General features: G+C 36.8%; 25 protein-coding genes. 24 read left to right on the top strand and 1 reads right to left on the bottom strand.

What is annotated here, in order from left to right; translation table 11 throughout:
* Window positions 1–51: 51 nt before the first annotated feature.
* The 24 genes from D9842_RS09790 (at window position 52) to fabF (ending at window position 24,945) form a co-directional block, all read left to right on the top strand.
* The gene (locus D9842_RS09790) at window positions 52–411 is read left to right on the top strand and encodes a Na-translocating system protein MpsC family protein (RefSeq protein WP_098794773.1); all 360 of its coding nucleotides are present in this window, start codon (window positions 52–54) and stop codon (window positions 409–411) included.
* Between the two features lie 308 nt (window positions 412–719).
* Complete coding sequence (locus D9842_RS09785; protein ID WP_121662368.1) at window positions 720–3,080, top strand: FdhF/YdeP family oxidoreductase; 2,361 nt, start codon at window positions 720–722, stop codon at window positions 3,078–3,080.
* Window positions 3,081–3,202: 122 nt separating this feature from the next.
* Window positions 3,203–4,876 (top strand): sigma-54 interaction domain-containing protein, encoded by a 1,674-nt coding sequence (locus D9842_RS09780; protein WP_251406332.1) that lies wholly within the window; start codon window positions 3,203–3,205, stop codon window positions 4,874–4,876.
* Window positions 4,877–5,089: 213 nt separating this feature from the next.
* Window positions 5,090–6,679, top strand: a complete 1,590-nt coding sequence (locus tag D9842_RS09775) for a long-chain-fatty-acid--CoA ligase (RefSeq protein ID WP_121662367.1) — start codon at window positions 5,090–5,092, stop codon at window positions 6,677–6,679.
* A gap of 13 nt (window positions 6,680–6,692) precedes the next feature.
* Complete coding sequence (locus tag D9842_RS09770) at window positions 6,693–7,559, top strand: branched-chain amino acid ABC transporter permease (RefSeq protein WP_121662366.1); 867 nt, start codon at window positions 6,693–6,695, stop codon at window positions 7,557–7,559.
* A complete protein-coding gene (locus tag D9842_RS09765) occupies window positions 7,556–8,563 on the top strand; it encodes a branched-chain amino acid ABC transporter permease (RefSeq protein WP_373995102.1) in 1,008 nt (335 codons plus the stop codon). The genes D9842_RS09770 and D9842_RS09765 overlap by 4 nt, the downstream gene beginning before the upstream one ends.
* Window positions 8,563–9,336 (top strand): ABC transporter ATP-binding protein, encoded by a 774-nt coding sequence (locus D9842_RS09760; protein WP_121662364.1) that lies wholly within the window; start codon window positions 8,563–8,565, stop codon window positions 9,334–9,336. The genes D9842_RS09765 and D9842_RS09760 overlap by 1 nt, the downstream gene beginning before the upstream one ends.
* Window positions 9,320–10,027: an ABC transporter ATP-binding protein gene (locus tag D9842_RS09755; RefSeq protein WP_121662363.1), complete on the top strand. Its 708-nt coding sequence runs from the start codon at window positions 9,320–9,322 to the stop codon at window positions 10,025–10,027. The genes D9842_RS09760 and D9842_RS09755 overlap by 17 nt, the downstream gene beginning before the upstream one ends.
* Window positions 10,028–10,109: 82 nt before the next feature.
* Window positions 10,110–11,327 carry an ABC transporter substrate-binding protein gene (locus tag D9842_RS09750; protein ID WP_121662362.1) on the top strand — a complete coding sequence of 406 codons (1,218 nt, stop codon included), beginning with the start codon at window positions 10,110–10,112 and terminating at the stop codon, window positions 11,325–11,327.
* Between the two features lie 66 nt (window positions 11,328–11,393).
* Window positions 11,394–11,825, top strand: coding sequence for a PaaI family thioesterase (locus D9842_RS09745; protein ID WP_121662361.1), 432 nt, complete (start codon window positions 11,394–11,396; stop codon window positions 11,823–11,825).
* Window positions 11,826–11,973: 148 nt separating this feature from the next.
* Entirely contained in the window at window positions 11,974–13,137 is a 1,164-nt protein-coding gene (locus D9842_RS09740; protein WP_121662360.1) for a thiolase family protein, read from the top strand.
* A gap of 28 nt (window positions 13,138–13,165) precedes the next feature.
* Window positions 13,166–14,314, top strand: coding sequence for an acyl-CoA dehydrogenase family protein (locus tag D9842_RS09735; RefSeq protein WP_121662359.1), 1,149 nt, complete (start codon window positions 13,166–13,168; stop codon window positions 14,312–14,314).
* Window positions 14,315–14,347: 33 nt separating this feature from the next.
* Window positions 14,348–15,532, top strand: a complete 1,185-nt coding sequence (locus D9842_RS09730; protein ID WP_121662358.1) for a thiolase family protein — start codon at window positions 14,348–14,350, stop codon at window positions 15,530–15,532.
* A 27-nt stretch (window positions 15,533–15,559) separates the two neighbouring features.
* The gene (locus D9842_RS09725) at window positions 15,560–16,735 is read left to right on the top strand and encodes an acyl-CoA dehydrogenase family protein (protein WP_121662357.1); all 1,176 of its coding nucleotides are present in this window, start codon (window positions 15,560–15,562) and stop codon (window positions 16,733–16,735) included.
* A 51-nt stretch (window positions 16,736–16,786) separates the two neighbouring features.
* Entirely contained in the window at window positions 16,787–17,551 is a 765-nt protein-coding gene (gene fabG, locus D9842_RS09720) for a 3-oxoacyl-ACP reductase FabG (RefSeq protein ID WP_121662356.1), read from the top strand.
* A 55-nt stretch (window positions 17,552–17,606) separates the two neighbouring features.
* On the top strand, window positions 17,607–18,056 hold the full coding sequence (locus D9842_RS09715; protein WP_121665012.1) for a MaoC family dehydratase N-terminal domain-containing protein: 450 nt from the start codon (window positions 17,607–17,609) through the stop codon (window positions 18,054–18,056).
* Window positions 18,053–18,472: a MaoC/PaaZ C-terminal domain-containing protein gene (locus D9842_RS09710; RefSeq protein ID WP_121662355.1), complete on the top strand. Its 420-nt coding sequence runs from the start codon at window positions 18,053–18,055 to the stop codon at window positions 18,470–18,472. Before D9842_RS09715 ends, D9842_RS09710 begins: the two co-directional genes overlap by 4 nt.
* The gene (locus D9842_RS09705) at window positions 18,472–19,419 is read left to right on the top strand and encodes an alpha/beta hydrolase (RefSeq protein WP_121662354.1); all 948 of its coding nucleotides are present in this window, start codon (window positions 18,472–18,474) and stop codon (window positions 19,417–19,419) included. The genes D9842_RS09710 and D9842_RS09705 overlap by 1 nt, the downstream gene beginning before the upstream one ends.
* A 174-nt stretch (window positions 19,420–19,593) precedes the next feature.
* A complete protein-coding gene (locus D9842_RS09700; RefSeq protein WP_121662353.1) occupies window positions 19,594–20,964 on the top strand; it encodes an MFS transporter in 1,371 nt (456 codons plus the stop codon).
* Window positions 20,965–21,269: 305 nt separating this feature from the next.
* Window positions 21,270–21,485: a hypothetical protein gene (locus D9842_RS09695; protein ID WP_121662352.1), complete on the top strand. Its 216-nt coding sequence runs from the start codon at window positions 21,270–21,272 to the stop codon at window positions 21,483–21,485.
* Window positions 21,486–21,653: 168 nt separating this feature from the next.
* Window positions 21,654–22,418 (top strand): DUF4397 domain-containing protein, encoded by a 765-nt coding sequence (locus D9842_RS09690; RefSeq protein ID WP_121662351.1) that lies wholly within the window; start codon window positions 21,654–21,656, stop codon window positions 22,416–22,418.
* Window positions 22,419–22,538: 120 nt separating this feature from the next.
* Window positions 22,539–22,748 carry a hypothetical protein gene (locus tag D9842_RS09685; protein WP_121662350.1) on the top strand — a complete coding sequence of 70 codons (210 nt, stop codon included), beginning with the start codon at window positions 22,539–22,541 and terminating at the stop codon, window positions 22,746–22,748.
* A gap of 322 nt (window positions 22,749–23,070) precedes the next feature.
* Entirely contained in the window at window positions 23,071–23,508 is a 438-nt protein-coding gene (locus D9842_RS09680; protein WP_121662349.1) for a DUF6376 family protein, read from the top strand.
* A gap of 195 nt (window positions 23,509–23,703) precedes the next feature.
* The gene (gene fabF, locus D9842_RS09675) at window positions 23,704–24,945 is read left to right on the top strand and encodes a beta-ketoacyl-ACP synthase II (protein ID WP_121662348.1); all 1,242 of its coding nucleotides are present in this window, start codon (window positions 23,704–23,706) and stop codon (window positions 24,943–24,945) included.
* Between the two features lie 222 nt (window positions 24,946–25,167).
* Here the strand turns inward: fabF and D9842_RS09670 are convergent, their stop codons facing one another.
* Entirely contained in the window at window positions 25,168–25,467 is a 300-nt protein-coding gene (locus tag D9842_RS09670; RefSeq protein WP_121662347.1) for a hypothetical protein, read from the bottom strand.
* Window positions 25,468–25,542: the final 75 nt, after the last annotated feature.

Below are 25,542 nucleotides of genomic sequence, written 5' to 3'. Positions count from 1 at the left end.
GGTGTGGTAAAATACCTCATGCTAAAACCTGTCTACAGGTAGGAGGATATTATGAATAAGTATGAAGCAGAGTTTAGTAATATCGTTCGTTCTTTCCGAAAAAAGCATATGGGAAAAGGTCCGAGTAAAATCACAACAACCTTTTGTAAAAACTGGGCTATTTGTGAGATGGAGGGGAATTTATCACCTGTTGAAAAATTCATTGCCAGTGCTGATGAAGGAAAGCAAGCGTTACGATCTGCAAGAACTGAAATGGTTAAACAAATTTACAAGAAAAACCCTCCTATTGAAATGGAAGAGTTTTTAAACTGTAAATTCGTTGATTTGTTTGTAGATATTGATATTGACAGAGATTTTGGTATGTCGATCTTTGTTTTCGATGAAGACTTACAACAAAAATTCTCTAAATAAAAATAAAGAGTAATAATAAACATATTTATTCATTCAATTAAATAAATTGGTATGGCACTTAGTAGCGATCCTGCAAAAGACTAACCACCGTTTGACTCGCACATTCTTTGTACTATGAGTTTACGGTGGTTTTTTGTTTCATAGGGCATGCAGCGACACCGATCATCCAAGTTAGTTTGTTGAAACGAGTTAAAGAAAAATTAGCCTATCAATAAATCAATTGAATTAATGATAGGCTAGTTTTTCTAACTAATAACTCTATAGATAAGAAGATAAAAATTACAGGCAGAACGAGGAGTGAAATTCAAATGGGAGAGACAAAACATCAAGGACCTATAAAGGCAACAAAAGCACCGCAACCAAAGCACTGGGTAAGTCCAATTCCGTTTGGTCTAGGAAAGGTTAAACCACATCATTTTCGCGATACGATGAAAATAGCATGGGATAATAAAGATAATCTAGGTTATGCATCACGCATTTTAACAAAAGGGGTTTGTGATGGCTGTGCCTTAGGTGTGTCTGGCCTACATGATCAAACTTTAAAAGGGCCTCACATGTGTACAACTAGGTTAAATGTTCTTCGTTTAAACACGATGCCGGCATTAAAAGAAGAAATTGTACATGCAGATATTGATGAATTAAGAAAATATAGTAGTACTGAGTTAAGAAAATTAGGTCGAATTCCTTATCCGCTCATTCGACGTAAAGGAGAGAGAAAGTTCTCACGTATATCTTGGGATGAAGCGATGGATATGATTGCAAATAAAATGAAGCAATTGGATCCGAAACAGTATGCTTTTTACTTAACCTCAAGAGGAATAACGAATGAATCTTACTATGTAGCCGCAAAAGTATCTCGTTTTCTAGGAACAAACAATATTGATAATGCATCACGTATTTGTCATTCACCAAGTAAAACAGCATTAAAGCGTTCTATTGGTGTTGGAGCCTCAACGGTTAATTATCAAGATTGGTTTGGAACAGATGTATTATTATTCTGGGGTAGTGTTGCATCAAACGCATCACCAGTTTCAACAAAATATATGTTGGAAGCCAAAAAGAGAGGTACAAAAATAATTGTTGTTAATCCATACAGTGAGCCTGCGATGGATAAATATTGGATACCATCTAATATGGAATCAGCTTTATTTGGAACAAAAATTGCTGATGATTTCTATCAAGTAAACATTGGTGGAGATATTGCCTTCATGCATGGAATTATGAAGCACTGGTTCGAGATGGAAGAAAAACAATATGGTTCAGCGATTAATCATGAGTTTGTAGAAAAACATGTAAACGATTATGAAGAATTAAAATCACATGTTGAACAACAATCATGGGATGAAATTGTTAAATCATCGGGCATTTCAAAAGAAAGAATCATTGAATTATCTGATCTTTTAGCAAAAAGTAAAAATGCGATTTTTGCTTGGGCTCTAGGATTAACGATGCATTCATTTGCAACAGATAATATTTCACAAGTTGCAAACCTTGCACTCCTGCGCGGCTTCTTGGGACGTAAGAACAGTGGATTAATGCCTTTCCGCGGTCATTCCTCAGTACAAGGTTCAGGTGAGATGGGAGCTGATCCATTTGTTTTACCTGGTGGTGGATTTGAAGAAGAAAACGCCAAACGTATAGAGAAAATTTGGGGCTTTGAGCTACCAAAATGGCAAGGTGATATTGTAGGTGTTACACTTGAAAACATCGTCCTACCTGAAGATCATGAAAGAAAAATTAAGCTTTATTATTTATCAGGTGGTAACTTCCTAGAAACGATGCCAGATCCTGATTTTGTAGAAAAAGCATTATCAGAACTAGACATTCGAGTTCACCAAGATATCATTTTCAACACATCAACACTTGTTGATGCCAAAGAAGCAGTAATCGTTTTACCTGCTAAAACACGCTATGAACAAGAAGGCGGCGGAACATCAACTTCAACAGAAAGAATGGTCTATTTTTCACCAGAAATTGAAGGAAATAAAAATGAAATTAAAGAGGCCCGTGCAGAATGGAAAATTTACGTTGATCTTGCAAAACGTGTGAAGCCTGAAACTGCTCATCTTGTTGATTTTAAAACAGGTCAGGAAATTCGTGATGAAATCGCGATTGCCAACCGCGACTATAATGGCATTCAGCACTTGAAAAACGTAGGTGATGTTTTCCAATGGGGTGGGGCTTGGTTATGTGAAGGTGGAGTTTGTCCTACGCCAGATGGAAAAGGAAACTTGATTTCAGTTGAAATACCGGATCTTGGTAAAAAAGAAGGGCAATTTGTTGTCACGTCGCGTCGTGGTAAGCAGTTTAACTCAATGGTTTATAAAGAAAAGGATCCATTTAATGGGGCAGACCGTTACGATGTTCTTATGAATGCAGAAGATGCCAAACGTCTAAGTATTGCTGAGGGAGAAGGAATTGTCGTTTATAATGGCTTTGGTGTTTTCCAAGGAAAAGCAAAGTTCGTTGACATTGCAACAGGAAACCTAGAAGTGCACTTCCCTGAAGGTAACTTCTTATTACCACGAGGAAGATACGAAAAATTCGCCGGAATTCCAGATTACAATATTACAGTTACGGTTGAAAAAGCAGATCGCTACAACGCTCGTAAAGATGTTCAATATTTAGAAAAACGAGTGGAAGATTTAGAAGTAGATGCACCAATTTAATATTTTCATATAAAGACAGAGCAACATGTTCTGTCTTTTTCTATGGTTTTTTTCCTTTAAAACCATTAATATTTAATTATGTAAGCGTTTTAAATTATACTATTTAAATAAGGGGTGAGGAAATGATTAAAACCGAAAATAGCTTAATGCTTTTTAATACAATCATAACATCAATAGATGGAAGCATTATAGATTTCCATTTTGGTCAAACAGATGAGTTAGAGAAATTCGTATGCTTACAAAAGAAAATGAAAGATTTATTTGATTTTTGGGAAGAGAAGGAATCAAATATGATCATTGCCTCAAAAAATACCCTTCAATACTTACTTCTTTTTAAAGATTTTACAATAGAAAACCAGCATAGAAGAATGTACATATTAGCAAACGGTGTGCAATGGTTTCGCCTTGAGGAGCGAATTAAGGAGCTTGATAAATCAAACCGTGAATTAGATGCAATTATCGAGAGCTCATTTGATGGAATTTATATTACTGATAAATTTGGCAACACACTAAAAACGAATTCTGCTATTGAAAGGATTACAGGAATTCCTAAGCATTATTATATTGGTAAAAATATTAATCATTTAATAAAAAGAGGGATATTAGAAGAATCTGTAACATTGAAAGTTATGGAGCAAAAGCGTTCAGTTTCAGTTGTTCAGCAAAATTTTAATCAAAAAGAAACACTAATGACGGGGAATCCTATTTTTAATGAAGAAGGTGAAATAGAAAAGATTGTTACGAATATTCGTGATCTTTCTGAATTAAATCAATTAAATAAAGAGCTAAAAAAAGTGCAACAGCTTAATGAGAAATATAAAGAAGAGCTTGATAGATTAAAATCATTTGCCATCCAAGACCCTGATATTATCCTCAAAAGTGATAAAATGATTGAGATTTATCAAATGATCGGCAGGCTTGCTAACTTTGATACAACGATTCTTGTTCTTGGTGAAACAGGAGTCGGAAAGGACGTGTTGGTTCGATATTTATATCGCTCAAGTGACAGATTTAATGAGGGGCAACTTATAAAAGTCAATTGTGGGGCAATCCCAAATGAGCTTCTTGAATCAGAATTGTTTGGTTATGAAGGTGGCGCGTTTTCGGGGGCTAATAGGACAGGAAAAGTGGGGATGTTTGAATTAGCACATAATGGCATGCTTTTTTTAGATGAAGTTGGCGAAATGCCAATGGATCTTCAAGTAAAGCTGCTTCGGGCAATACAGGAAAAAGAAATTATGAGAGTAGGTGGCACAAAATCGAAAAAAGTGGATGTTCGGTTAGTGGCTGCGACAAACAGAGACTTAAAGGAAATGGTCAAAAATGGAAAATTTCGAGAAGATCTTTATTACCGATTAAATGTTGTCCCAATTTTCGTGCCTCCTCTTAGAGAAAGGCGTGCTGATATCCTTCCACTTGTTCATTATTTTTTAGAGCTGTACAAGAATAAATATTCAGTTGAAAAAGTGTTAGATAAAAAGATTAGTAACTTTTTTTATCATTTTGATTGGCCAGGCAATGTAAGGGAACTATCTAATTTATTAGAAAGACTTATTTTGACCGTACCAAACGAATACGTATCCATCAATGATCTGCCAGATGAATACCAACAAACAACATCAGATGAAGAAATTGTTCTTGAAGAAATGTCATTAAGAGAGATCGTAGAGCAAGCAGAGAAAACAGCACTAAAAAAAGCTCTGTTAAGATATAAAACAACTTATCAAATTGCTGAAAAGCTTCAAACAAGTCAAGCAACAGTTTTTCGAAAGCTACAAAAATACAATTTATCATAAATTCAAAAGTGAATGATCAATTCATTTTTAAATTACCATAGCTCCTAGTAAAACAAGAAGGTAACATACTCGGGTAAATCATTCCTGAATTAAGTGACAACTTGGTGAACAATTCACCTAGTTGTCACTTATTTTTTGTTTTGGCATGAAAATTGCTTAAAGTAAAGCAGTAAGGTTATGACCTTGATAAGAAGGAAATAGGGGGAATGGAATTTGAATAGACCATGGTTAAAGCATGTTGTTGAAGGAAATCCGGTTGAAATTGAAATACCAGAAATATCGTTACCTGATTTGTTTCAACGTTCTGTTGAAAAATATGAAAATAAGATTGCGGTCACATTCTATGATAAATCATATTCTTACTCACTTTTAAATGATTGTGTAAATAGAATGGCGAGTTCACTTACTAAACGTCAAGTAAAAAAAGGTGATCGAGTCGCAATCATGCTTCCGAATTGTCCTCAATATCCTATTAGCTATTATGCCAGCTTATTATGTGGGGCAACAATTGTACAAATTAATCCAATGTATCAATCATCTGAACTTCTATACGTCCTCAACGATTCACAGGCAAAGGTCATCATTGTTTTAGATCAACTCCTACCCGTAGTAGAAAAAATCTTAAATGAAACATCAGTTACTACAATCATTCCTGTTTCTTTCGAAAAAGAAAGCTTGTTTCATCAATTATTAAAAGATCCTGGTGATAGAATCCCTAATGAAAAGATTGATCCTATAGAAGATATTGCTGTTCTTCAATATACAGGGGGAACAACAGGACGTTCAAAAGGGGCAATGTTAACACATTATAATTTAGTAGCAAATACACTCCAAAGTGCTGCTACTGCACATGTTAAAACAAATACTGGGGAAGAGAGGGTTCTAACCATTTCTCCTTTATTTCATGTATATGGGATGACAAGTGCGATGAACCTTACTTTTTATAATGGAGGTAACTTGATTCTCGTACCTCGATTTGATGTGGAAGAGGTCGTGAAAATAATAGAAAAAACAAAGCCAACCTCATTTCCAGGTGTTCCAACAATGTATATTGCACTACTTAATTACTATAAAACCTATAAGTTTGATTTAAGCTGCCTTCAAACCTGTACAAGTGGTTCTGCCCCACTTCCTGTTGAAGTGATAAACCGTTTTAATGAAGTGAGCGGTACAAATGTTGCTGAGGGATATGGGTTATCTGAGGCATCGCCTGTCACACACCGTAATCCGATTTCTGGACTTCAAAAGCGTGGAAGTATCGGAATACCTATACCTAACACAGATGCTAAGATTGTTGATATAGCTACCGGTGAGCAAGATTTGTCAATTGGAGAGGTAGGAGAGTTAATTATAAAAGGACCTCAAATTATGAAAGGGTATTGGAATATGCCTGAAGAAACAGCTAATACGATACGTGATGGCTGGTTATATACTGGAGATCTGGCCATGATGGATGCTGATGGATTTTTCTATATTGTTGGACGTAAAAAAGAAATGATATTAGCAAGTGGATTTAATGTGTATCCGATTGAAGTGGAGGATGTGATTTACAGTCATTCAAAAGTGCTTGAGGCAGCTGTTATCGGAGTTCCAGATGAATACCGCGGTGAAACAGTTAAAGCAATTGTTGTTGCCAAAGAAAATGAAATAATAACGGAAGAGGAATTAATTCAATTCTGTCGAGATCGATTAGCAGCTTATAAAGTGCCAAAAGAAATTGCTTTTGTAGAGGAACTTCCAAAAACAGCGGTTGGAAAGATTTTGAAACGTACGTTAAAAGAAATGTATTCTGTATCCAAATAAGAGGAGGGAACACATGGATATTTTATTTCAGCAAATATTCAATGCACTTACAATTGGAAGCGTTTACAGTTTGGTTGCACTTGGATTGACATTAGTATATGGAATTTTGCATATTCCAAATTTTGCACATGGAGCTCTATATATGGTTGGTGGCTATATCACACTCTTATTTATGGAGAGCATGGGTATCCACTATTGGCTGGCGATTTTTATTTCGATTATTATCGTTGGCTTATTAGGCGTTGTTATGGAACGGCTAGTTTTTCATCCACTACGGAACGCACCGCCAATACATGACAAAATCGCAGCAATTGGAGTTCTCTTATTTTTGGAAGCTTTAGTTCAGTTAGTATGGGGTGCTGAATATCGCAGAATGTTATCACCTTATGATATTGTTGTAGATTTTCTAGGGCTAACTGTTACTGCACAAAGACTCCTTATTATCGGTACAGCTATTATTGCGATGATACTTTTACATCTATTCTTGAAAAAAACGATAACAGGATCAGCCATTATTGCGATGTCCCAAAACCGTGAAGGTGCATTTTTAGTAGGAATCAATGCAAACAAAGTGGCCATGATTACGTTTTTTATTTCAGGAGCTCTAGCAGCATTTGCCTCTTCGATAGCTTCACCTATTAATCTTGTTTTTCCAGGTATGGGTCATCTTGTTATTTTAAAAGCTTTTGTCATCATCATAATTGGTGGAATGGGAAGTATCCCAGGCGCAATCATTGGTGGCTATATTTTAGGATTTTCCGAAAGCTTAAGTGCAACATTTATTTCAAATGATTATAAAGATTTAATTGCTTTTATATTATTAGTGGCGATATTGACTATTAAACCGAAAGGCTTGTTTGTAAAGGGGGCTCAATCTTGATGAGTTTCTTAAATAAAAGAAATACCACCATATTGTTAGTTGTAGTGGCGATTTTGGTGCCTTTGTTAACAGATAATCCATATTTATTACACATTTTTTCTACTGCTTTTATATGGACTATTGGAGTTTATGGATTAAATTTGATTGGTGGGTTTACTGGTCAGCTTTCATTAGCACATGCCGGATTTTTCGCCATCGGTGCCTATTCGGTTGGAATATTAACAGTAAAAGTGGGGCTTAATTTTTGGTTGGCACTACTGCTTGGAATAATGATTACTACCATTATGGGATTTTTAATAGGCATAATCGCCCTACGAACAAAAGAGCATTTCTTCGCCATTTATACACTTTGTGTTGGGTACATCATATATCTTGTTATTTACAAATGGGAGGGACTAACCGAAGGGGTTCGTGGTTTAATTGGGATTCCTCCGCCAGCACCGATCGGACCGATAACATTTCAAACACCTAAGTCACAATACTATCTTTTATTATTCTTTCTCGTGTTCACTATATTTATTTTTACTAGAATCATTAACTCTCTTATCGGAAGAACATATATGGCCATTAGAAATAGTGAAGAGTTAGCTCAAACGATTGGAATTGAAACAATGAAACAAAAACTAGTTTCCTTTGTTTTATCTACCTTCTTTGCTGGGTTAGCAGGTGGATTATATGCCTCATTTGTTCGATTTATAGGACCTGATATCTCGTATATTAACGTTACTTTTGATATGTTGATGTATTTGCTAGTTGGAGGGATCGGCACACTCTCTGGACCACTTGTTGGGACACTTCTTGTTGTCTGGATTTCTCAATATCTACAATTTTTACAAGACTATCGGATGCTTATTTTTGGTCCGATACTTGTTCTCCTGATTATTTTTTATCCAAGGGGGATTGTTGGAGGGGTGCAAACATGGCTAATCAAGCAGAGAGCTAAAAAGTCACAGAAAGAAATTTCTCAAAATCTGCAATCTGTTGTTGTAAAGGAGGAGAAATAATGCTTGTTCAAGTAAGGGGACTGACGAAAACATTTGGTGGGTTGACCGCAGTTAATTGCGTAGACTTTGAGATTGAAAAAGGAAAGGTAACGGCAATTATAGGTCCTAATGGTGCAGGAAAATCAACTTTTTTTAACTTAATCAGTGGATTTCATCAACCCTCGTCAGGCTCGGTTATGTTTGAAGGCAAAGATATTACACCGTTAAAGGCTCATCAAATTGCAAAGCTTGGTATAGCTAGAACATTTCAAACTACAAATTTATTCGAGCAAACTACGGTATTGGATAATGTACTAATTGGGCATAGATTACGAACCTCGTCCGGATTATTTGATGCGATTTTTCGAACATCTCGGATGAAAAGAGAGGAAAAGGAATCATTAGAAAAGGCATATGAGGTATTAGAGTTTGTTGGGTTAACAGACCTTGCCAATAAGCCTGTGTCAGAGATCTCGCAAGAAGCAATGAAGCGTACAGCATTTGCTTTAGCACTGGCAACTGACCCAACAATTGTGTTTTTAGACGAACCAGCTGCAGGTGTAAATCCTGAGGAAACAGACGGTTTAGCAGAGTTAATTAAGAAGATGGTTTCAAAAGGAATAACAGTTTGTCTCATTGAACACAAAATGCAAATGATTATGAATCTAGCAGATAAGATTATGGTTTTAAATTATGGACAAAAAATCGCAGAAGGAACACCAAAAGAGATCAAAAGAAATCCAGCTGTAATTGAAGCTTACTTAGGAGGTGAAGCTGTTGCTCAAGCTTACTGATGTTTCTGTTTCTTATGGTGGATATCAGGCATTAGAAAATATCAATCTTAGTGTGAAACAAGGAGAATTTGTTGTTTTATTAGGTGCCAATGGTGCTGGGAAAAGTACAATCTTTCGAACGATAAGCGGTTTAAGTAAACCTTCTTCAGGAAGCATTGAATTTAACGATCAAAGTATAAGTGGACTGTCAGCAGATCGACTTGTGTCACTTGGAATTGTTCAATGTGCAGAAGGAAGAAAGTTATTTCCACAAATGTCTGTTTACGAAAATCTCGTCTTGGGTGGCTTTGTTCATCGAAGAGATAAAGAAAAACGAAAAAAATCACTTCACGAAGTGTTTGAGCTTTTTCCTATTTTAAACGACAAAAAAGATGATCCAGCTGGATCGTTAAGTGGTGGTCAGCAACAAATGCTAGCTATAGGGAGAGCCCTTATGGCATCTCCAAAGGTTATTTTACTTGATGAGCCATCTATTGGTCTCGCTCCTTTAATTGTAGAACAAGTGTTTAGTGTTATCCAACAAATCAACAAAAATGGAACAACAGTCCTTTTAGCTGAACAAAACGCAAATGCTGCATTAAAAATCGCTGATCGAGGCTATGTAATTGAAACAGGGAAAATTGTTTTAGAAGGGAAAAGCAAGGATTTATTTGAAAATGACGAAGTGAGGAAAGCGTATATAGGTGCTTAAGGTTCTAAGCTTCATTGAAAGGAGGTGTCTACTCCATTTTACAGGTTTATTTCTTTTAAAAAAGATTTAAGGGGGAATAAGGATGAAAAAGCTTGTTTATTTCTTTGCTTTTGTACTCATTTTTATGCTTGCAGCTTGTAGCGGGAACACATCAACAGAACCAGCAAACCAAAGCGAAGGGGACACAGGAGAAACAACATCAAATACAGAAGAAAAGCCGGCCGGTGAAGTTGTTAATATTGGGTATAGCGGTCCTTTGAGTGGACCTGCTGCCTATTACGGAGAGAACACATTAAGTGGTTTATCTATGGCTGTAGATGAAATTAACAACAATGGTGGATTTGAAGTGGATGGTAAAAATTATTCTTTAAACCTAGTTTCTTTAGATGATAAATACTTACCGAATGAAACAGGAGCAAATGCAAAACGGTTAGTTCAAGAAGACAAAACACCAATCATTTTTGTTCCACATAGTGGTGGTATTTTTGCTACACAAGTTTTTAATCTTCAGGAAAAATTTATAATCGGAGCTTATTCTAGTGAGCCGAAGATAACGGAACAAGGAAATCCGTTAACATTACGTATTCCACCAAAGTATAGCTCATATATTGAGCCGTTTTCTAAATATCAAATGGAACGTTTCGGCAAAAAGATTGCGATGCTTCCAACTGCTAGTCAATATGGAAAAGACTGGGCTGCATTACTTGAACCAGGTTGGAAGGATTTGGGTGGAGAAGTGGTTTATAAAGGATCCATTGACTTTAGTAAAGATACAGACTTTTTCACAATCGTTACGAATGCATTGAAAGAAAAGCCTGATGTTTTATTCGTTGGTGGTCCATCAGAGCCGACTGCCCTTGTTATTAAACAAGCTAGAGAACTTGGTTTTAAAGGAGGATTCCTCATAATGGACCAAGCAAAACTGGATGAAATTGAAGCAGTGTTGGGTGGTCCAGATTTGATAGAAGGATCTGTTGGGGTTTTACCACTTATTCACTCTAAAAATGATGGCAATGCGAAATTCATTGAAGACTATGCAGCAGCACAAGGTAAAAACCCTGGCTCAGAGGCTGGGTATCATTACTTGGCCATGTATCTGTTTGTAGAGGCTATGAAAGCTGCAGGATCCGTTGATGATCCAGAAGCAATTATGGCACAAGTAGAAGCTGGATTAAATAACCTCCCTGCTGACAAACGAATCTACGAAATTACTGAAATAGAAGAAAATGGTGGTTTAACAACAGAGCTTCGAATGGCTGTTGTGGAAGATGGGAAAATCGTTGATAAATCAGTTCAGTAAAGGTGTTAGAGGGTGGTGCCTGGCACCACCCGATTTTTCTTGTTTCTAAAAAAAGAGGAAAGGAGAATGATTGTGATACTAGAGCCGGAACTAAGACTTGTTGACAAAAGTTCATTTTCAAAGCTGCTTGGTGTAAAAACCGTTACGTATGAAAAAGGGGAGGTTGTTCTTGAACTAAAGATTCAGGAGCACCATCTAAATGGAATAAAGACAGTACATGGAGGAGTTACTGCAACACTTATTGATAATATTATTGGTGCCACGATTACCTCACTTGTTCAACGTCCATCTACTACAATCAATTTAAATATTTCCTATCTTTCACCACTTTCAAGCGGTGTTTTAACAGCAAAAGCGAAAATCCTTCACTTAGGCTACAAAATTGTGACAGGTGAAGGTGTCATTACTGATCAAAATGGCAAAATGATTGCAAAAGGTACAGGAACGTTTAAAATTCTCCACACTAAGCAAGAGGATTCTTCATGCAAAAATGAATGATAGCTTGCAAATTTGAATTAACATTCCTTTAAAATAATTCAAAAATGAGTTGCTTTTTTCTTTAAGTCTAATAGATATTACGAAGATTATTGGCATGAAAATTGCTTCATAAAGAATAAATGAAACAAATAAAGAGGAGATGGTTTAAATGCCGCAAGCAGTTATTGTTTCAGCAGTTAGAACACCAATTGCCAAAAAAGGTGGGGCCCTTTCAGGATTAGATCCTTACATTTATGGGGCGATTACTATAAAAGAAGCATTAAAACGGATCAATGTAAAGGGAGAAGAAGTTGATGATGTCATTTTAGGAAACTGTTTATCCGGTGGAGGTAATATCGCCAGACTTACGTTACTTGAAGCAGGATTACCTTTTTCGGTACCTGGATTAACGATTGATAGACAATGTGGCTCAGGTATTAATAGTGTTGCCTTAGCAGCAGAAGCAATCATAGCAGGTCAAGCAAAACTTGTCATTTCAGGCGGAACTGAAAGCATGTCACGAACACCATATTTATTAGCACCACAAGATAAACCATTTGATCGCATGCCACCCAAGTTTGTTTCTCGAAACCTTTCACCAGATCATATTGGTGACCCACCAATGGGGATAACAGCTGAAAATTTAGTAGAGAAATACAGCATCTCAAGAGAAGAACAAGATGAATTTTCCCTACGAAGTCAACAACGCATGGCTACTGCGATGGAAAATCATTATTTTGATGAGCAAATTGTTTCAATTCCAATACAAACGAGAAAAGGTGAGCTTCTTTTTTCAGCCGATGAACACCCAAGACCAAATGTAACAATGGAGCAGCTCGCCAAGCTACCACCGGCCTTTATGCAAGGAGGAAGTGTTACAGCTGGTAACTCTTCTGGTGTGAATGATGGGGCTTCAGCGCTTGTCGTGATGTCTGAAGATGAAGCAAAGAAAAGGGGATTACAACCCTTAGCTAAAATCACAGGCTGGTCAATCGCAGGAGTGGATCCGAACATCATGGGAATTGGTCCGGTCCCAGCTGTTAAAAAGCTCTTATCTCAAAGAGAGGAAGATTTAGAAGAATATGATTTAATTGAAATCAATGAAGCCTTTGCTGCACAGGTGTTAGCATGTGACCGTGAACTCTCCTTTAACATGGATAAAGTAAACGTAAATGGTGGGGCGATTGCACATGGACATCCAATTGCCGCAACAGGAGGAATGTTAATCACGAAACTCGTTTATGAGATGAAACGCCGAGATGTAAAAAAGGGCTTAGTAACTGCGTGTATTGGCGGAGGGCAAGGTATTGCCCTGTCATTAGAGAGAATATAAGGAATCTAAGTGTGAAAGGAGTGAAAAAATGGATTTTCAGTTTGATGAAGAAATTCTTTATTTAAGAAATAATATAAGAGATTTTATTAAAAATGAAGTTGAGCCACATGCCATGCAAATTGAAGATGATGATGAAATTCCTAAAGAAATCATCGAAAAGTCGAAGGAACTCGGATTGTTTAGCCTTAGTATTCCAGAGCAATACGGTGGACTTGGGATCGGAATGGTTGGAAAATGTGCGCTTTATGAAGAAATTGGGAAAACACATAATGGCTATACAACATTAATCGGGGCTCATACAGGTATCGGAACTGTTGGTATAGTTGAAATGGGCAATGAACAACAAAAGAAAAGATTTTTACCTGATATGGCAAGAGGAGACAAAATTGGAGCTTTTGCTTTAACAGAACCTCAAGCTGGTTCACATGCTACAAACTTGAAAACAACAGCAATTAAGAAGGGAAATAAATATATTTTAAATGGGACGAAACATTATATAACAAATGCAACAGTAGCCGAAGTTTTTACGGTTATGGCTGTAACTGATCCGGAAAAAGGTGCTAAGGGGATCACGTCTTTTCTTGTTGAAAGAAATTCTCCAGGCTTTAAGATTGGAGCAATTGAACGAAAAATGGGACTTCATGGTTCACAATCAGCAGAACTGATTTTTGAAGATTGCGAGGTTCCCGAAGAAAACGTATTGGGCGAAGTTGGTCAAGGCTATGTGAATGCTCTTAAAATTCTAGCAAATGGCAGAGCGGGTCTAGCAGCTAGAAACTTAGGATCTTCCCAAAAGCTTTTGGATATGTGCATGATCCATGCCGAGGAAAGAGAGCAATTTTCTGTACCAATCATTGAGCACCAAGCAGTTGCCCATATGCTAGCTGAGATGGCAATGGAGATTGAAGCACTTAGATCATTTACGTACAGAGTTGCATGGATGGTTGATCAAAATGAAAAGGTGATTAAAGAAGCAGCCATGCTAAAGCTTTATGGCTCTGAAGTTTATAATCGGGTTGCAGATAAAGCTGTCCAAATTCACGGTGGTCTAGGTTATATAAGAGATTTTCCAGTTGAAAGATATTATCGAGATGCAAGAATTACAAGAATCTATGAAGGAACATCCGAGATTCAGAAAAATATTATTGCTGGACAATTAAGAAAAGAATATTGCTAGATTCCTGAAATAAGATAAGAAGGGAGGAAAAGAATGATTGATGATATTGTAATTGTAAGCGCTGTCCGAACACCTGTTGGTCGATTCGGCGGATCATTAAAAAATCTAAACTCAGGATCTTTAGGAGCAATTGTAATTGAGGAAGCCATAAAACGGGCTAATCTTTCTCCAGAATTAATAGATGAAGTGATTTTGGGAGAAGTCAGGCAAACTACAGAATCCTCGAATGTTGCTAGAGTAGCGGCATTAAGAGCAGGAATACCTGAAACAACACCAGCTTTTACAGTTAATCGACTTTGTGCTTCTGGTATGCAAGCTGTTGCTTCAGCTGTTCAACAAATTTCGTTTGGGCATGCTGAAATCGTTGTTGCCGGTGGAACAGAATGCTTAAGCCGAGCACCAATTTATTTGAGACATTCCAGATTTGGAGAAGGTGCTCCTACCTTGGTAGATTCTAATCTTGAAAACGGTCAGCAACCAATTGAATTATATGGGAAAAACCTAGGGATGGGAATGACAGCTGAAAATGTTGCAGAGAGATACACTGTTTCACGAGAAGATCAAGATGAGTTTGCTTATAACAGTCAACAAAAAGCAGCAAAAGCAATTGAAAGAGGAAGGTTTAAAGAGGAAATAACACCAGTGGAAATAAAGGAAAGAAAAAAGGTTTTCCAAGTTGTGGAGGATGAACATCCACGACCAGATACTAGTCTAGAAGTGTTAGCTAAGTTAAAGCCAGTTTTCAAGGATCTTGGCACAGTTACGGCCGGTAACTCCTGTGGTAGAAATGATGGCGCTGCTACGATGGTTATGATGAAAGCAAGTAAAGCAAAAGAATTAGGTTTAAAACCATTAGCTAGAATCGTAGATTGGGCAACCGCTGGTGTTTCTCCTAAAGTAATGGGAATTGGTCCTGTACCGGCAATAGAAAAGCTACTTGCACGAACAAATATGACACTTCCTGAAATCGATCTAATCGAATTAAATGAAGCATTTGCTGCACAAGCATTAGCGGTTATCCGAGAGGCTGGACTAGATCAGCAGAAAGTTAATGTAAATGGTGGAGCTATTGCCCTTGGCCACCCCCTTGGGGCGACTGGCTGTAAGATCATGATCACGCTTTTATATGAGATGAGAAGAAGGCAAGTGCAGTATGGGATGGCAACTTTATGTGTCGGTGGAGGCCAAGGAATGGCCGTTATGCTTCAATTATTATAAAAAATACTTGTTAATGAGGTGAAAGGGATGCACTTACGTTTAACAGAAGAACAAAAAATGGTTCAAAAAACAATTAGAAAATTTGTGGAAAAAGAATTAATGCCTCTGGAAAATGAAGTATTACGGAACGAACGTGAAGGGAAACCAAGTTTGCCGCCGGGGAAATTAAAGGAATTACAACTAAAAGCAAAAGAAGCTGGTTTCTGGGGTATTAACACGCCTGAAGAATACGGTGGAGCTGACCTAGGTCAAATGATGTTAGCGATTGTGATGATGGAGGTTTCGAAGACATTTGTCCCGTTCCAGTTTGGTGGTTCAGCTGACAATATTCTTTATTATGCTAATGAAGAGCAAAAAAAGAAGTATTTATTGCCAACGATTAATGGTGAGAAAAAATCTTGTTTCGCGATGACAGAGCCTGGAGCTGGTTCTGATACAAGAAATATTAAAATGACAGCTGTAAAGAACGGAAATGAATGGGTATTAAATGGAGAAAAAACATTCATTACTGGTGGCAATGAAGCTGACTTCGTGATGGTTATTGCGATTACAGATAAAGAAAAGCATCATACAACAGGTCGTGATGGTGTAACATGCTTTATCGTTGACCGAGATATGGGCTGGAAATCAGAATACATTCACACGATGGGTGAGTGGGGACCAGCAGGACTTGTTTTTGAAAATGTCCGAGTTCCAGAAGAAAATATCCTTGGAGAAGTAGATGGGGGATATAACCTAGGCCTTGAATGGATTGGTTTTGCAAGATGGATTGTAGGAGCCAGAGCTGTAGGTGCCGCAGAAAGACTCCTACAAATGGCAATTGATTATTCAAAAGAGCGTGAAACATTTGGAAAACCGATTTCTGAACGACAAGCAATTCAATGGCAAATTGCTGACTCTGCTGTAGAAATTGATGCAGCGAAATGGCTCGTATTAAACGCTGCTTTCACACTTGATCATGGTGAGGATAACCGTCATTTAGCATCAATGGCAAAGCTTTATGGAGCAAACATGGGAAATCGGGTAGTAGATCGGGTACTTCAAATTCATGGAGGAATGGGATATACAAGAGAACTCCCTATTGAACGTTGGTATCGTGAAGCAAGATTGTGGAGAATTTACGATGGAACAGATGAAATTCAACGCTTAATCATTTCTCGTAATCTTTTAAAAGGCCATGTAAAGGTAGGGCAATTTATTTAAAATATAACACAGTAAGATTGAAATAATGACGAATTAATAAGGAGGATATTTATGTCTGGAAGATTTAATGGAAGAGTCGCTTTTGTAACGGGAGGAAGTCGTGGGATTGGGAAAGGAATTGTTGAACTTTTTGCTAGTGAAGGGGCTAAAGTTGCTTTTATTGATGTGAATGAAGAGGCAGTCCACGAAACTACAAATGAATTACGTGAAAAAGGGTATAACGTGTTTTCGAAGGTTGCTAGTGTGGTAGAAGCAGATCAAATGGTAGACGCAATGGAGGAAACGTATAACAATTTTGGATCACTTGATATCCTTGTAAACAATGCTGGTGTGATTCGTGACAATCTGCTTTTTAAAATGACGGACGATGATTGGCAGCTCGTTATGGACGTTCATTTAAAAGGCTCGTTCAATGCGGCTCGAGCTGCACAAAAATATATGGTTGAAAACCGATATGGAAGAATCATCAATATTTCTTCAACATCCGCTTTAGGTAACAGAGGGCAAGCCAATTATGCAACGGCTAAAGCAGGTTTACAAGGCTTTACAAAAACCTTAGCGATTGAGTTAGGAAAATACGGGATTACTGCTAATTCAGTAGCACCAGGTTTTATTGAAACAGATATGACAAAAGAAACAGCAAGACGTCTTGGTATTTCTTTTGAAGATTTAATTCAGGCGAGTGTCTCAAAAATACCAGTTGGTCGCAGTGGGAAACCAAGTGATATCGCAAATGCAGTCGCTTTTTTTGCTGATGAAAAATCTTCCTTTATCAACGGACAGATTATATATGTTGCAGGTGGTCCGAAAAATTAACTTTCTGTTTGTGATGAATAAAGCAGGAAATTTTGCAAAAAAAGGAGGCATCAATATGTTTAAAGATGCTATTGGAAAACGATCTCCAGGTGTAAAGAATGTTGTTGAAAGAGGTGCGGTAAAAAAGTTCGCCGAATCGATTGGTGATCTTCACCCTATTTTTATAGATGAAGAGTTTGCAAAAACAACAAGATATAAGAAAAACATTGCTCCACCTACATTTCCAAGGGTTTTTGATTATGGTGTGATAGATGAGCTTGATTTACCAGCTAAGGGGTTAATTCATGGTGAACAAAAATATCATTACAAACGTCCGTTGCTTGTTGGTGAAGAGATCATCTGCTATCAAGAAGTGGAAGATTACTATGAAAAGCAAGGAAAGCTTGGGAATATGGGGTTTTTGGTGTTAAAACAGTATGGTGAAACTCTTAACGAAGAGCTCATTTTCACTGCTGAGCAGGTTGTCATTATTAATGAAACTGTTAGGAAGGTGATGAGTATATGAGCAGGTTATTAAGGTGTCAGCTAGGCGATGAGCTTCCCATCGTTACATTACCACCTGTGTCAAGATTGGACCTTATAAAGTATGCTGGTGCTTCAGGAGATTACAACCCGATTCACACAATTGATGATGAAGCCAAAAAAGCCGGTTTACCAGCGATCATCGCTCACGGTATGTGGACGATGGGGAATTTGGCAAAGTTATTTACTCCATATCATGAAGAAGGTTTTATACAGGATTATCAGATCCGCTTTAGGGGGATGGTTTTTCTTGGAGACATCATTACATTAAAAGCAAGATTAACAGATGAGAATGAAACACATTCTATTTTCCAAGTAAACGCAGTTAATCAAAATGGAGTGGATGTTATTAAAGGAATGATAACCTTTACAAAATATAAGAATAAGGAGGAATCATAATGACTCTACATCCACAAGTTATTGCACTTTTGCAACATTTTGAAAAACGAAATGTACCTCCAGTTGAGCAGCAAAACCTGAAGGAAGCAAGGGCTCTTTTCGTTGAATCTAGTTCTTCTTTAAACTTAACAGAAGAAATTCATCAAGTAGAAGATAGAAAAATTCTAGGATATGAACATGATATATCAATTAGAATATATAGTCCTAATGATAACAGTTCATTACCAGCTTTAGTCTATTTTCACGGAGGTGGCTGGGTAATAGGCAATATAGAAACTCATGATTCATTATGCCGAATACTAGCTAACCATGCTCAGTGCAAAGTCATATCTGTAGACTATGGTTTAGCTCCTGAACATAAGTTTCCGGTCCCTGTTGAAGATGCGTATCTTGCAACGAAATGGGTGTATGATCATGCTGACGATTTAGGTGTTGATCGAAAGTTTATTGCAGTTGGAGGTGACAGTGCCGGTGGAAATCTAGCTGCAGTTACTTGTTATTTAGCTGTTCAAAGGAAAGATATTAGTATTAGTAATCAGTTATTATTTTACCCATCAACAGGTTTTGAACCAACAGAATCTTATGAAAAATATGGTGAAGGATATTATTTAACAAAATCAACGATGAACTGGTTTAGGCAACAATATCTTTCAAGCATATCTGATACCCAAAGTCCATTAGCTGCGCCTATGCTCATTCCTGAAGAAGATGCTGCTAAGCTTCCCCCAGCATATATTGTGACGGCTGAATATGATCCGTTATGTGATGGTGGAGAAGAATATTCCAGGAAGCTTTCACAAGCTGGAGTTCCAACTACGTATGTATGTTATCCAGGAATGATCCATGGTTTTATGTGTATGACCCTTCCGTTGGAGGATGGAAGAAAAGCCATATATGAAGCAGCTGAATATTTTAAAAATCAATATCAAAAACAGCAGGTGACATAATGTAACTGTTTTGTAAGGGTGAACCTATACCATGTTCATCCTTTTTTGCTTATTTGGGACAATGTTTCACAAAGTTCATTTTTCGATACTCGAAGCATTTTTCTTTTATAGGAAGAAAAAACGTATTATGATAGTATTATTGTTTAATAAATTGAAAGAAACAGGTGGTATTAAATGTCTTCGGTTTCCATTGCTGCTCCTAAAAGTACAGGGGTAGAATCCATTCAGGAAAACAAAATTGTCTTGATTTGGAGTTTTATTGTTTGGCTTGTTGTCATGAATACAACGATGTTTAATGTGGCCTTACCAAGTGTGTTAACAGATTTATCTCTCACCTCTTCAACTGCATCTTGGATTGTGTCGGGATATTCAATTGTCTTTGCCATAGCGACTTTAACATTTAGTCGGCTTTCTGATTATATTCCAATCTCGAGATTACTTCTTATCGGACTATCCATATTAGGAGTTGCTTCAGTTATTGGCTTTTTTGCCAACTCATTTCCACTTCTATTAACAACAAGGATTCTTCAAGCAGCGGGAGCAGGGGCTGTGCCAGGTCTTGCCATGGTGCTTGCAGGAAGATATATCCCCATAAGTAGAAGAGGGAAAGCAATGGCCCTCATTGCATCAGCCTCTTCACTAGGATTTGGACTGGGTCCTGTTATTGGAGGAGCTATCACGCAATATTTAGGATGGAATTATTTGTTTGCAGTAACAGGTTTGGTTGTGTTCTTTATTCCAGTTTTACAAAAGCTGTTGCCGAAAGAAGAGATTAAAAAGGTGAAGTTTGATACGGTAGGTGGGTGTTTAACAGCAATAGGTGTAACAGGTGTCCTGTTATTTCTCTCAACCTTTTCATATTTCATTTTATTTTCAAGTATGATTGTCTTGTTGTTGATGTGGAGGCATATTAACCAAGTCACGATGCCGTTTATTCAACCAAAATTGTTAAAAGAGAAACAATATCTTAAATTGCTTTTTATCGGATTTGTCGCATTTGTCACCCATTTTTCTACCCTTTTTCTTATGCCGATCATTTTAACAGATGTTTTTGGAAAGGATCCTGCAGAGGTTGGCTTGATGATTTTCCCTGGAGCTATCTTGTCTGCTGTGGCTGCACAGTTTATTGGAAGGTTAATTGACCGGTTTGGCAATGGACCGCTTATTTATTTTGGGCAGCTTTTCTTATTTATTGCAACGGTTTTATTTACATTGTTATCAACGAAGTCACCGTATTTTATCTTACTAACTTATATGTTTATGAGTACCGGTTTCTCAGCCCTTACATCAAGTATAGCTAATGAAGTTTCAAGGATTCTCCCAACTGAAGAGATTGGGACAGGAATGGGAATGACCCAGCTTATTCAATTTTTTGGAGGAGCTTTTGGTGTGACTTTAACAGGAATTATGATTACTCTTCAGGATGGCTTGGCTGTCGAGCTTATTTATCGTCATATTTTTGGTGGATTGGTTGTACTCATCACTATTGCTATTATAATGTTTCGTTTTTATATTAAAGGAAGATTAAATTCGACACACGGATAACCCGTGTGTCGTTTTCTTATTCCTCATCGTTGATTTCACCATCACCGATTTCATCTTCACCAGGAGCATCATCACATGCCACAACAGAAGTAGCAAGAAGTGCTGCTAGTAAAATTGCTAGTAACTTTTTCATTATCTTTTCACCCCACATTTCCATAGTATCTGTTTATTTTTTCCTGACTTAGAATTGATTATGTAACATTTTTTTGAAGGCTATAAAATTGGTGAGTTGTCCCACTATACTCGTCCACTCGTATTTCTGTTTGTTTCATAAAATGTAGTAAAAGAGATTGGAGGTGGGGTAAATGTCAGAAAATAGAAAAAGGCTAGTGATTAATGCAGATCGTGTGATTATTAATGCTGATGAAGTGTTTATCGTTGAAGCAGAAGATAAAAGACGTCGCGGTCGTTTTAATCAAGATGTTGCAGGTGTAGAAAATAGAAGAGATAGAAGATATGACCGAGATGATGATGTACTAGGTGCTGAAGATCGCAGAAGAAGAAGAGGCTTTCCTTGGTAAATAGATGAATAAGATTGCTGAAAACAGAGTAGAGAAATCTGCTCTGTTTTTATGCAGAATATATTACCATTGCAAAAATAATTTTTTGTAAAAAATGACATAAAATAGGAAACTATATAGGCATTTTACATATTGTATGGTGTTAATACTATTTTAGGGGTGAATAGCATGCACCAAAATGAATCAATGTTGGTACTTGAATCGGCAAAATATCAAATGCTTGCTGACTACTACAAATATTCAAATCCTCAGCTGCACATCATGTATTATCAAAAACATTTAATGTGTGTACAACAACTTGCAGCTGTAGATTTTCACGGACATACTTACGGAATGGTAGACAGAGCTGGACAACAGAATTCTTTTGTACGTGTATTTCATGCCTCACCAGACACACCAGGCGTTGATGTTTATGTAAACGGAAATAAAGCCATTACGAATCTCGTTTTTCAAGAAACAACGGATTACTTACAATTACCTAATGGACGCTACACGATTGAAGTGTACCCAACTGGTGAAACAACTCAACCTGTTCTAAGAGAACAGCTTTCTTTAACAAGAAATACTTACTACACTGTTGCAGCAACTGGTAAGGTAGCAAACCTTAAATTAACTGTTTTTGTAGATAAACCGTATGTAAGCCCGAATCAAGCAAAAGTCCGGTTTATTCACCTCTCTCCAGATGCTCCAAATGTTGATATCGCTGTTCAAGGTGGAAAGGTGCTCTTTCCCAATGTTCCGTACGAAAAAGCTACAGATTACATGACATTATCTCCATTAACCGTTAATTTAGAGGTTAGAGTTGCCGGAACTAATAATGTTGTGATAACGATTCCTCAAGTTCAGCTTAAAGCTGGAAAAACCTATACAGCAGTTGCGGTTGGTCTTGCAGGTGGAAATCCTCAATTAGAAGCCCTGTTTTTGATGCCTTAGCTCTAAGGATCCTAGAAGGAAAAGTTACGACCGTAGCTTTTTCTTTTTAAATGATAAGTTTAATTAAGAGAGTGAGGTGTAATTATTTTCTACTTTGTACTCTTTCTACTATTAATATTATTGTTACTAATTGTTGGTAAACACTTCAAATATAAAAAGAAACTCATTCAAACATATACCTTTCAGAATTTTATTGATACAGAACATGCTCAGCATCACCCAACAGAAAATGACGATTCGATTGTTGAAAAAATAAATGAGTTCTTTGATACTAAAGAGAAAAATGAACATGATAAAGATGATTCAGATGATATTCTGGATGAAGAATAATTTAAAATTTTTTACCACTTACCATATGAACGTGATAAAATAAAGAAGTTCTTATACATACTAGGGGGATATTCATGGACGAAATGGCAAAAAGATACATAGAGTTATATTTATATTTTTCAAGAGACTTAGGTCGATTTCTTACTGAACCCGAACAGGAATTTCTCAAATGGTTAGTGACAAGTGAATCATAAACAATAAAAGGTTAACAACCATGATGTTAGCCTTTTATTGTTTTTAGCGTCATTTGTAAGAACAAAGTATTTGAAACTTTCTTCACCAATTATACGTATATAACTTATAAACTCATAGGAGTGATAAAATGAAAAAGCTTTCTTTTCTTATCATGATTGCGGTTTTTATGCTAACCTCTGCGTGCTCTGTAGTAGATGAAGTAAATCAATCATTGGACTATGTTAATGAAGCAAATAGCTTATTGAATTCAATGAGTGAATTTGCTGAAAATGCACCAGGTCTAGTTGAAAATGCTGCAACTGATCCAGAAATAAGAACTGAACTAGAAAATCAGGTAAACACATTAACCGAGAATATTGAAGAATTTAATAACATAGATGCCCCAGCAGTTGCTGAAGACCTACACCAGGATCTTGTTTCGAAAAATGAAGAATTACTAAATCAGTTTGAACAAGTTCAACAAGATGGAGAAGTGATGGTGGAAGAAATAAAAAATAGTGAAATATTTCAAACTGTAGAGGATATCACATCACTAATTGATGCTGTTGAAAAACTGGAACTATAATGGAAAAGACCTCAAAAAGAGGTCTTTTTACATTTAAAAAAAATTTCTTTTAGTACAGGTAACTTTTCATTTTTCATAATCTAGTATAAGATATATGTATGTGCTACTAAGACCAAGTAATAATTTATCTATTTAACAATCAAATGAAAAGAATTAATATATATCATATCATTGTTAAAAAGGAGAGAAGCTAACATGAAGAAGCGAGTTGTCATTACAGGTATTGGAGCTGTAACACCCCTAGGTAATGATGTACGAACAACCTGGGAAAATATTAAAAGTGGAGTATCGGGCATCGCACCATTAACACGAATTAATTCAGAGCAGTTTCAAGTAAAAGTAGCTGGAGAAGTAAAGAATTTTTCAACAGATGAGTATATTGATTTTAAAGAAGCGAGAAGAATGGCAAGATTTACTCATTTTGCAATAGCAGCAAGTAAAATGGCAGTGAATGATTCGGGAATTAAAATAGGAGAAACAATTGACCCAGAACGTGTTGGAGTATGGATAGGTTCAGGAATCGGTGGACTTGATGAATTTGAGGAACAACATAAACGCTATTTAAATAAAGGTCCAAAGCGTGTTAGTCCGTTTATTATTCCTATGTTCATCCCAGATATGGCCTCTGGCAGGGTTTCAATTGAGATTGGAGCAAAGGGGATTAACAATTGCTCAGTAACTGCATGTGCTTCGGGTGCTAATTCTATTGGCGATGCTTTTCGAGTTATTCAAAATGGAGTAGCAGATATGATGATTGCCGGTGGATCTGAAGCATCGATTACCGAGATGACAGTCGCAGGGTTTACTAACATGACGGCTTTATCGACAAATCAGGACCCAAACACTGCAAGTCGACCTTTTGATAAAAATCGTGACGGATTTGTTATCGCGGAAGGGTCAGGTGTTGTTGTTTTAGAAGAATTAGAGCGCGCCTTAGCTCGCGGTGCTAAAATTTACGGGGAGATTGTTGGCTATGGTGCGACTGGGGATGCATATCATATTACCACACCTGCGCCAGAAGGAGAAGGCGGACAACGTGCTATGAAACTAGCATTATCAGATGCTAATTTGAAGGCAGAGAATGTTGATTATATTAATGCCCACGGTACAAGTACTTATTATAATGATTTAAATGAAACAAAAGCGATAAAAGAAGTATTTGGTCAACATGCATCCAAACTTTCTGTAAGCTCAACAAAGTCGATGACAGGACACTTGTTGGGTGCAGCAGGTGCAGTGGAAGCAATTTTCTCTTTGCTTTCAATCAAAGATGGTGTAATTCCTCCAACCATTAACTATGAAACACCCGATGAGGAACTAGATTTAGATTATGTACCTAATGAAGCAAAGCAATCAGATGTTTCTGTTGTTTTATCGAATTCATTTGGCTTTGGTGGACATAATGCCACGTTAGTGTTTAAAAGATTTGATAAATAAGGAAAGCACGCCGAATATTGGCGTGCTTTTTACATAAGAATCTTGCCTTTTATCCTGCTGATTTGTATCTAAGTATCAGAAATGTATCAACCTTTCAGGAAAATCTATCAACTATGATCAAAAATCTATCAACTTCTCCGAATAATCTATCAACTTATACAGAAAATCTATCCTTCGGCAAGGCAAAAAACGGCTTTGACCACCACCTCAAATTCTTCCTTCTTATTTTTTTCTTTTATTTATTTCCTCTGTTACAACAAAAGCGAGGTCTTCATTGCCAAACAATGATAAAACATTAAGGAGGGTTTGATCTGGGATGTGCTCTGATTCTTCCTTAGAAACGGTTAAATCAATTGTTTGTTGAAGGGCATAATTTTCAGATTGCCCAGGATAGGCTCTTAAATAAAGTTCTGTTGGATTAAGATCATGATTCACACACCATTGTGCAAAAATCAAAATCATCATTCCTTCATCTTGCTGGTAGTTTTGAATAATTTTTTGTTCTAGATCTTTTGAGTTCAATCGAAACGGTCTCCTTTATTAAATATAGGAATATTATACAAAAGTTTTGAGGAATAAGCGATTTTGAAAAAATAG

The organism is Metabacillus litoralis (genome assembly GCF_003667825.1).
Taxonomy (GTDB): Bacteria; Bacillota; Bacilli; order Bacillales; family Bacillaceae; genus Metabacillus; species Metabacillus litoralis_B.
This window is presented reverse-complemented; position numbering and strand designations above follow the sequence as displayed.

Excerpts from the sequence above, each read along its gene's own strand:
- D9842_RS09745 (WP_121662361.1), top strand. The coding sequence starts at position 11,394 with ATGATTGTGATACTAGAGCCGGAACTAAGACTTGTTGACAAAAGTTCA.
- D9842_RS09740 (WP_121662360.1), top strand. The coding sequence starts at position 11,974 with ATGCCGCAAGCAGTTATTGTTTCAGCAGTTAGAACACCAATTGCCAAA.
- fabF (WP_121662348.1), top strand. The coding sequence starts at position 23,704 with ATGAAGAAGCGAGTTGTCATTACAGGTATTGGAGCTGTAACACCCCTA.
- D9842_RS09785 (WP_121662368.1), top strand. The coding sequence starts at position 720 with ATGGGAGAGACAAAACATCAAGGACCTATAAAGGCAACAAAAGCACCG.
- D9842_RS09715 (WP_121665012.1), top strand. The coding sequence starts at position 17,607 with ATGTTTAAAGATGCTATTGGAAAACGATCTCCAGGTGTAAAGAATGTT.
- D9842_RS09725 (WP_121662357.1), top strand. The coding sequence starts at position 15,560 with ATGCACTTACGTTTAACAGAAGAACAAAAAATGGTTCAAAAAACAATT.
- D9842_RS09710 (WP_121662355.1), top strand. The coding sequence starts at position 18,053 with ATGAGCAGGTTATTAAGGTGTCAGCTAGGCGATGAGCTTCCCATCGTT.
- D9842_RS09735 (WP_121662359.1), top strand. The coding sequence starts at position 13,166 with ATGGATTTTCAGTTTGATGAAGAAATTCTTTATTTAAGAAATAATATA.
- D9842_RS09705 (WP_121662354.1), top strand. The coding sequence starts at position 18,472 with ATGACTCTACATCCACAAGTTATTGCACTTTTGCAACATTTTGAAAAA.
- D9842_RS09695 (WP_121662352.1), top strand. The coding sequence starts at position 21,270 with ATGTCAGAAAATAGAAAAAGGCTAGTGATTAATGCAGATCGTGTGATT.
- D9842_RS09750 (WP_121662362.1), top strand. The coding sequence starts at position 10,110 with ATGAAAAAGCTTGTTTATTTCTTTGCTTTTGTACTCATTTTTATGCTT.
- D9842_RS09760 (WP_121662364.1), top strand. The coding sequence starts at position 8,563 with ATGCTTGTTCAAGTAAGGGGACTGACGAAAACATTTGGTGGGTTGACC.
- D9842_RS09690 (WP_121662351.1), top strand. The coding sequence starts at position 21,654 with ATGCACCAAAATGAATCAATGTTGGTACTTGAATCGGCAAAATATCAA.
- D9842_RS09730 (WP_121662358.1), top strand. The coding sequence starts at position 14,348 with ATGATTGATGATATTGTAATTGTAAGCGCTGTCCGAACACCTGTTGGT.
- D9842_RS09790 (WP_098794773.1), top strand. The coding sequence starts at position 52 with ATGAATAAGTATGAAGCAGAGTTTAGTAATATCGTTCGTTCTTTCCGA.
- D9842_RS09680 (WP_121662349.1), top strand. The coding sequence starts at position 23,071 with ATGAAAAAGCTTTCTTTTCTTATCATGATTGCGGTTTTTATGCTAACC.
- D9842_RS09700 (WP_121662353.1), top strand. The coding sequence starts at position 19,594 with ATGTCTTCGGTTTCCATTGCTGCTCCTAAAAGTACAGGGGTAGAATCC.
- fabG (WP_121662356.1), top strand. The coding sequence starts at position 16,787 with ATGTCTGGAAGATTTAATGGAAGAGTCGCTTTTGTAACGGGAGGAAGT.
- D9842_RS09770 (WP_121662366.1), top strand. The coding sequence starts at position 6,693 with ATGGATATTTTATTTCAGCAAATATTCAATGCACTTACAATTGGAAGC.
- D9842_RS09780 (WP_251406332.1), top strand. The coding sequence starts at position 3,203 with ATGATTAAAACCGAAAATAGCTTAATGCTTTTTAATACAATCATAACA.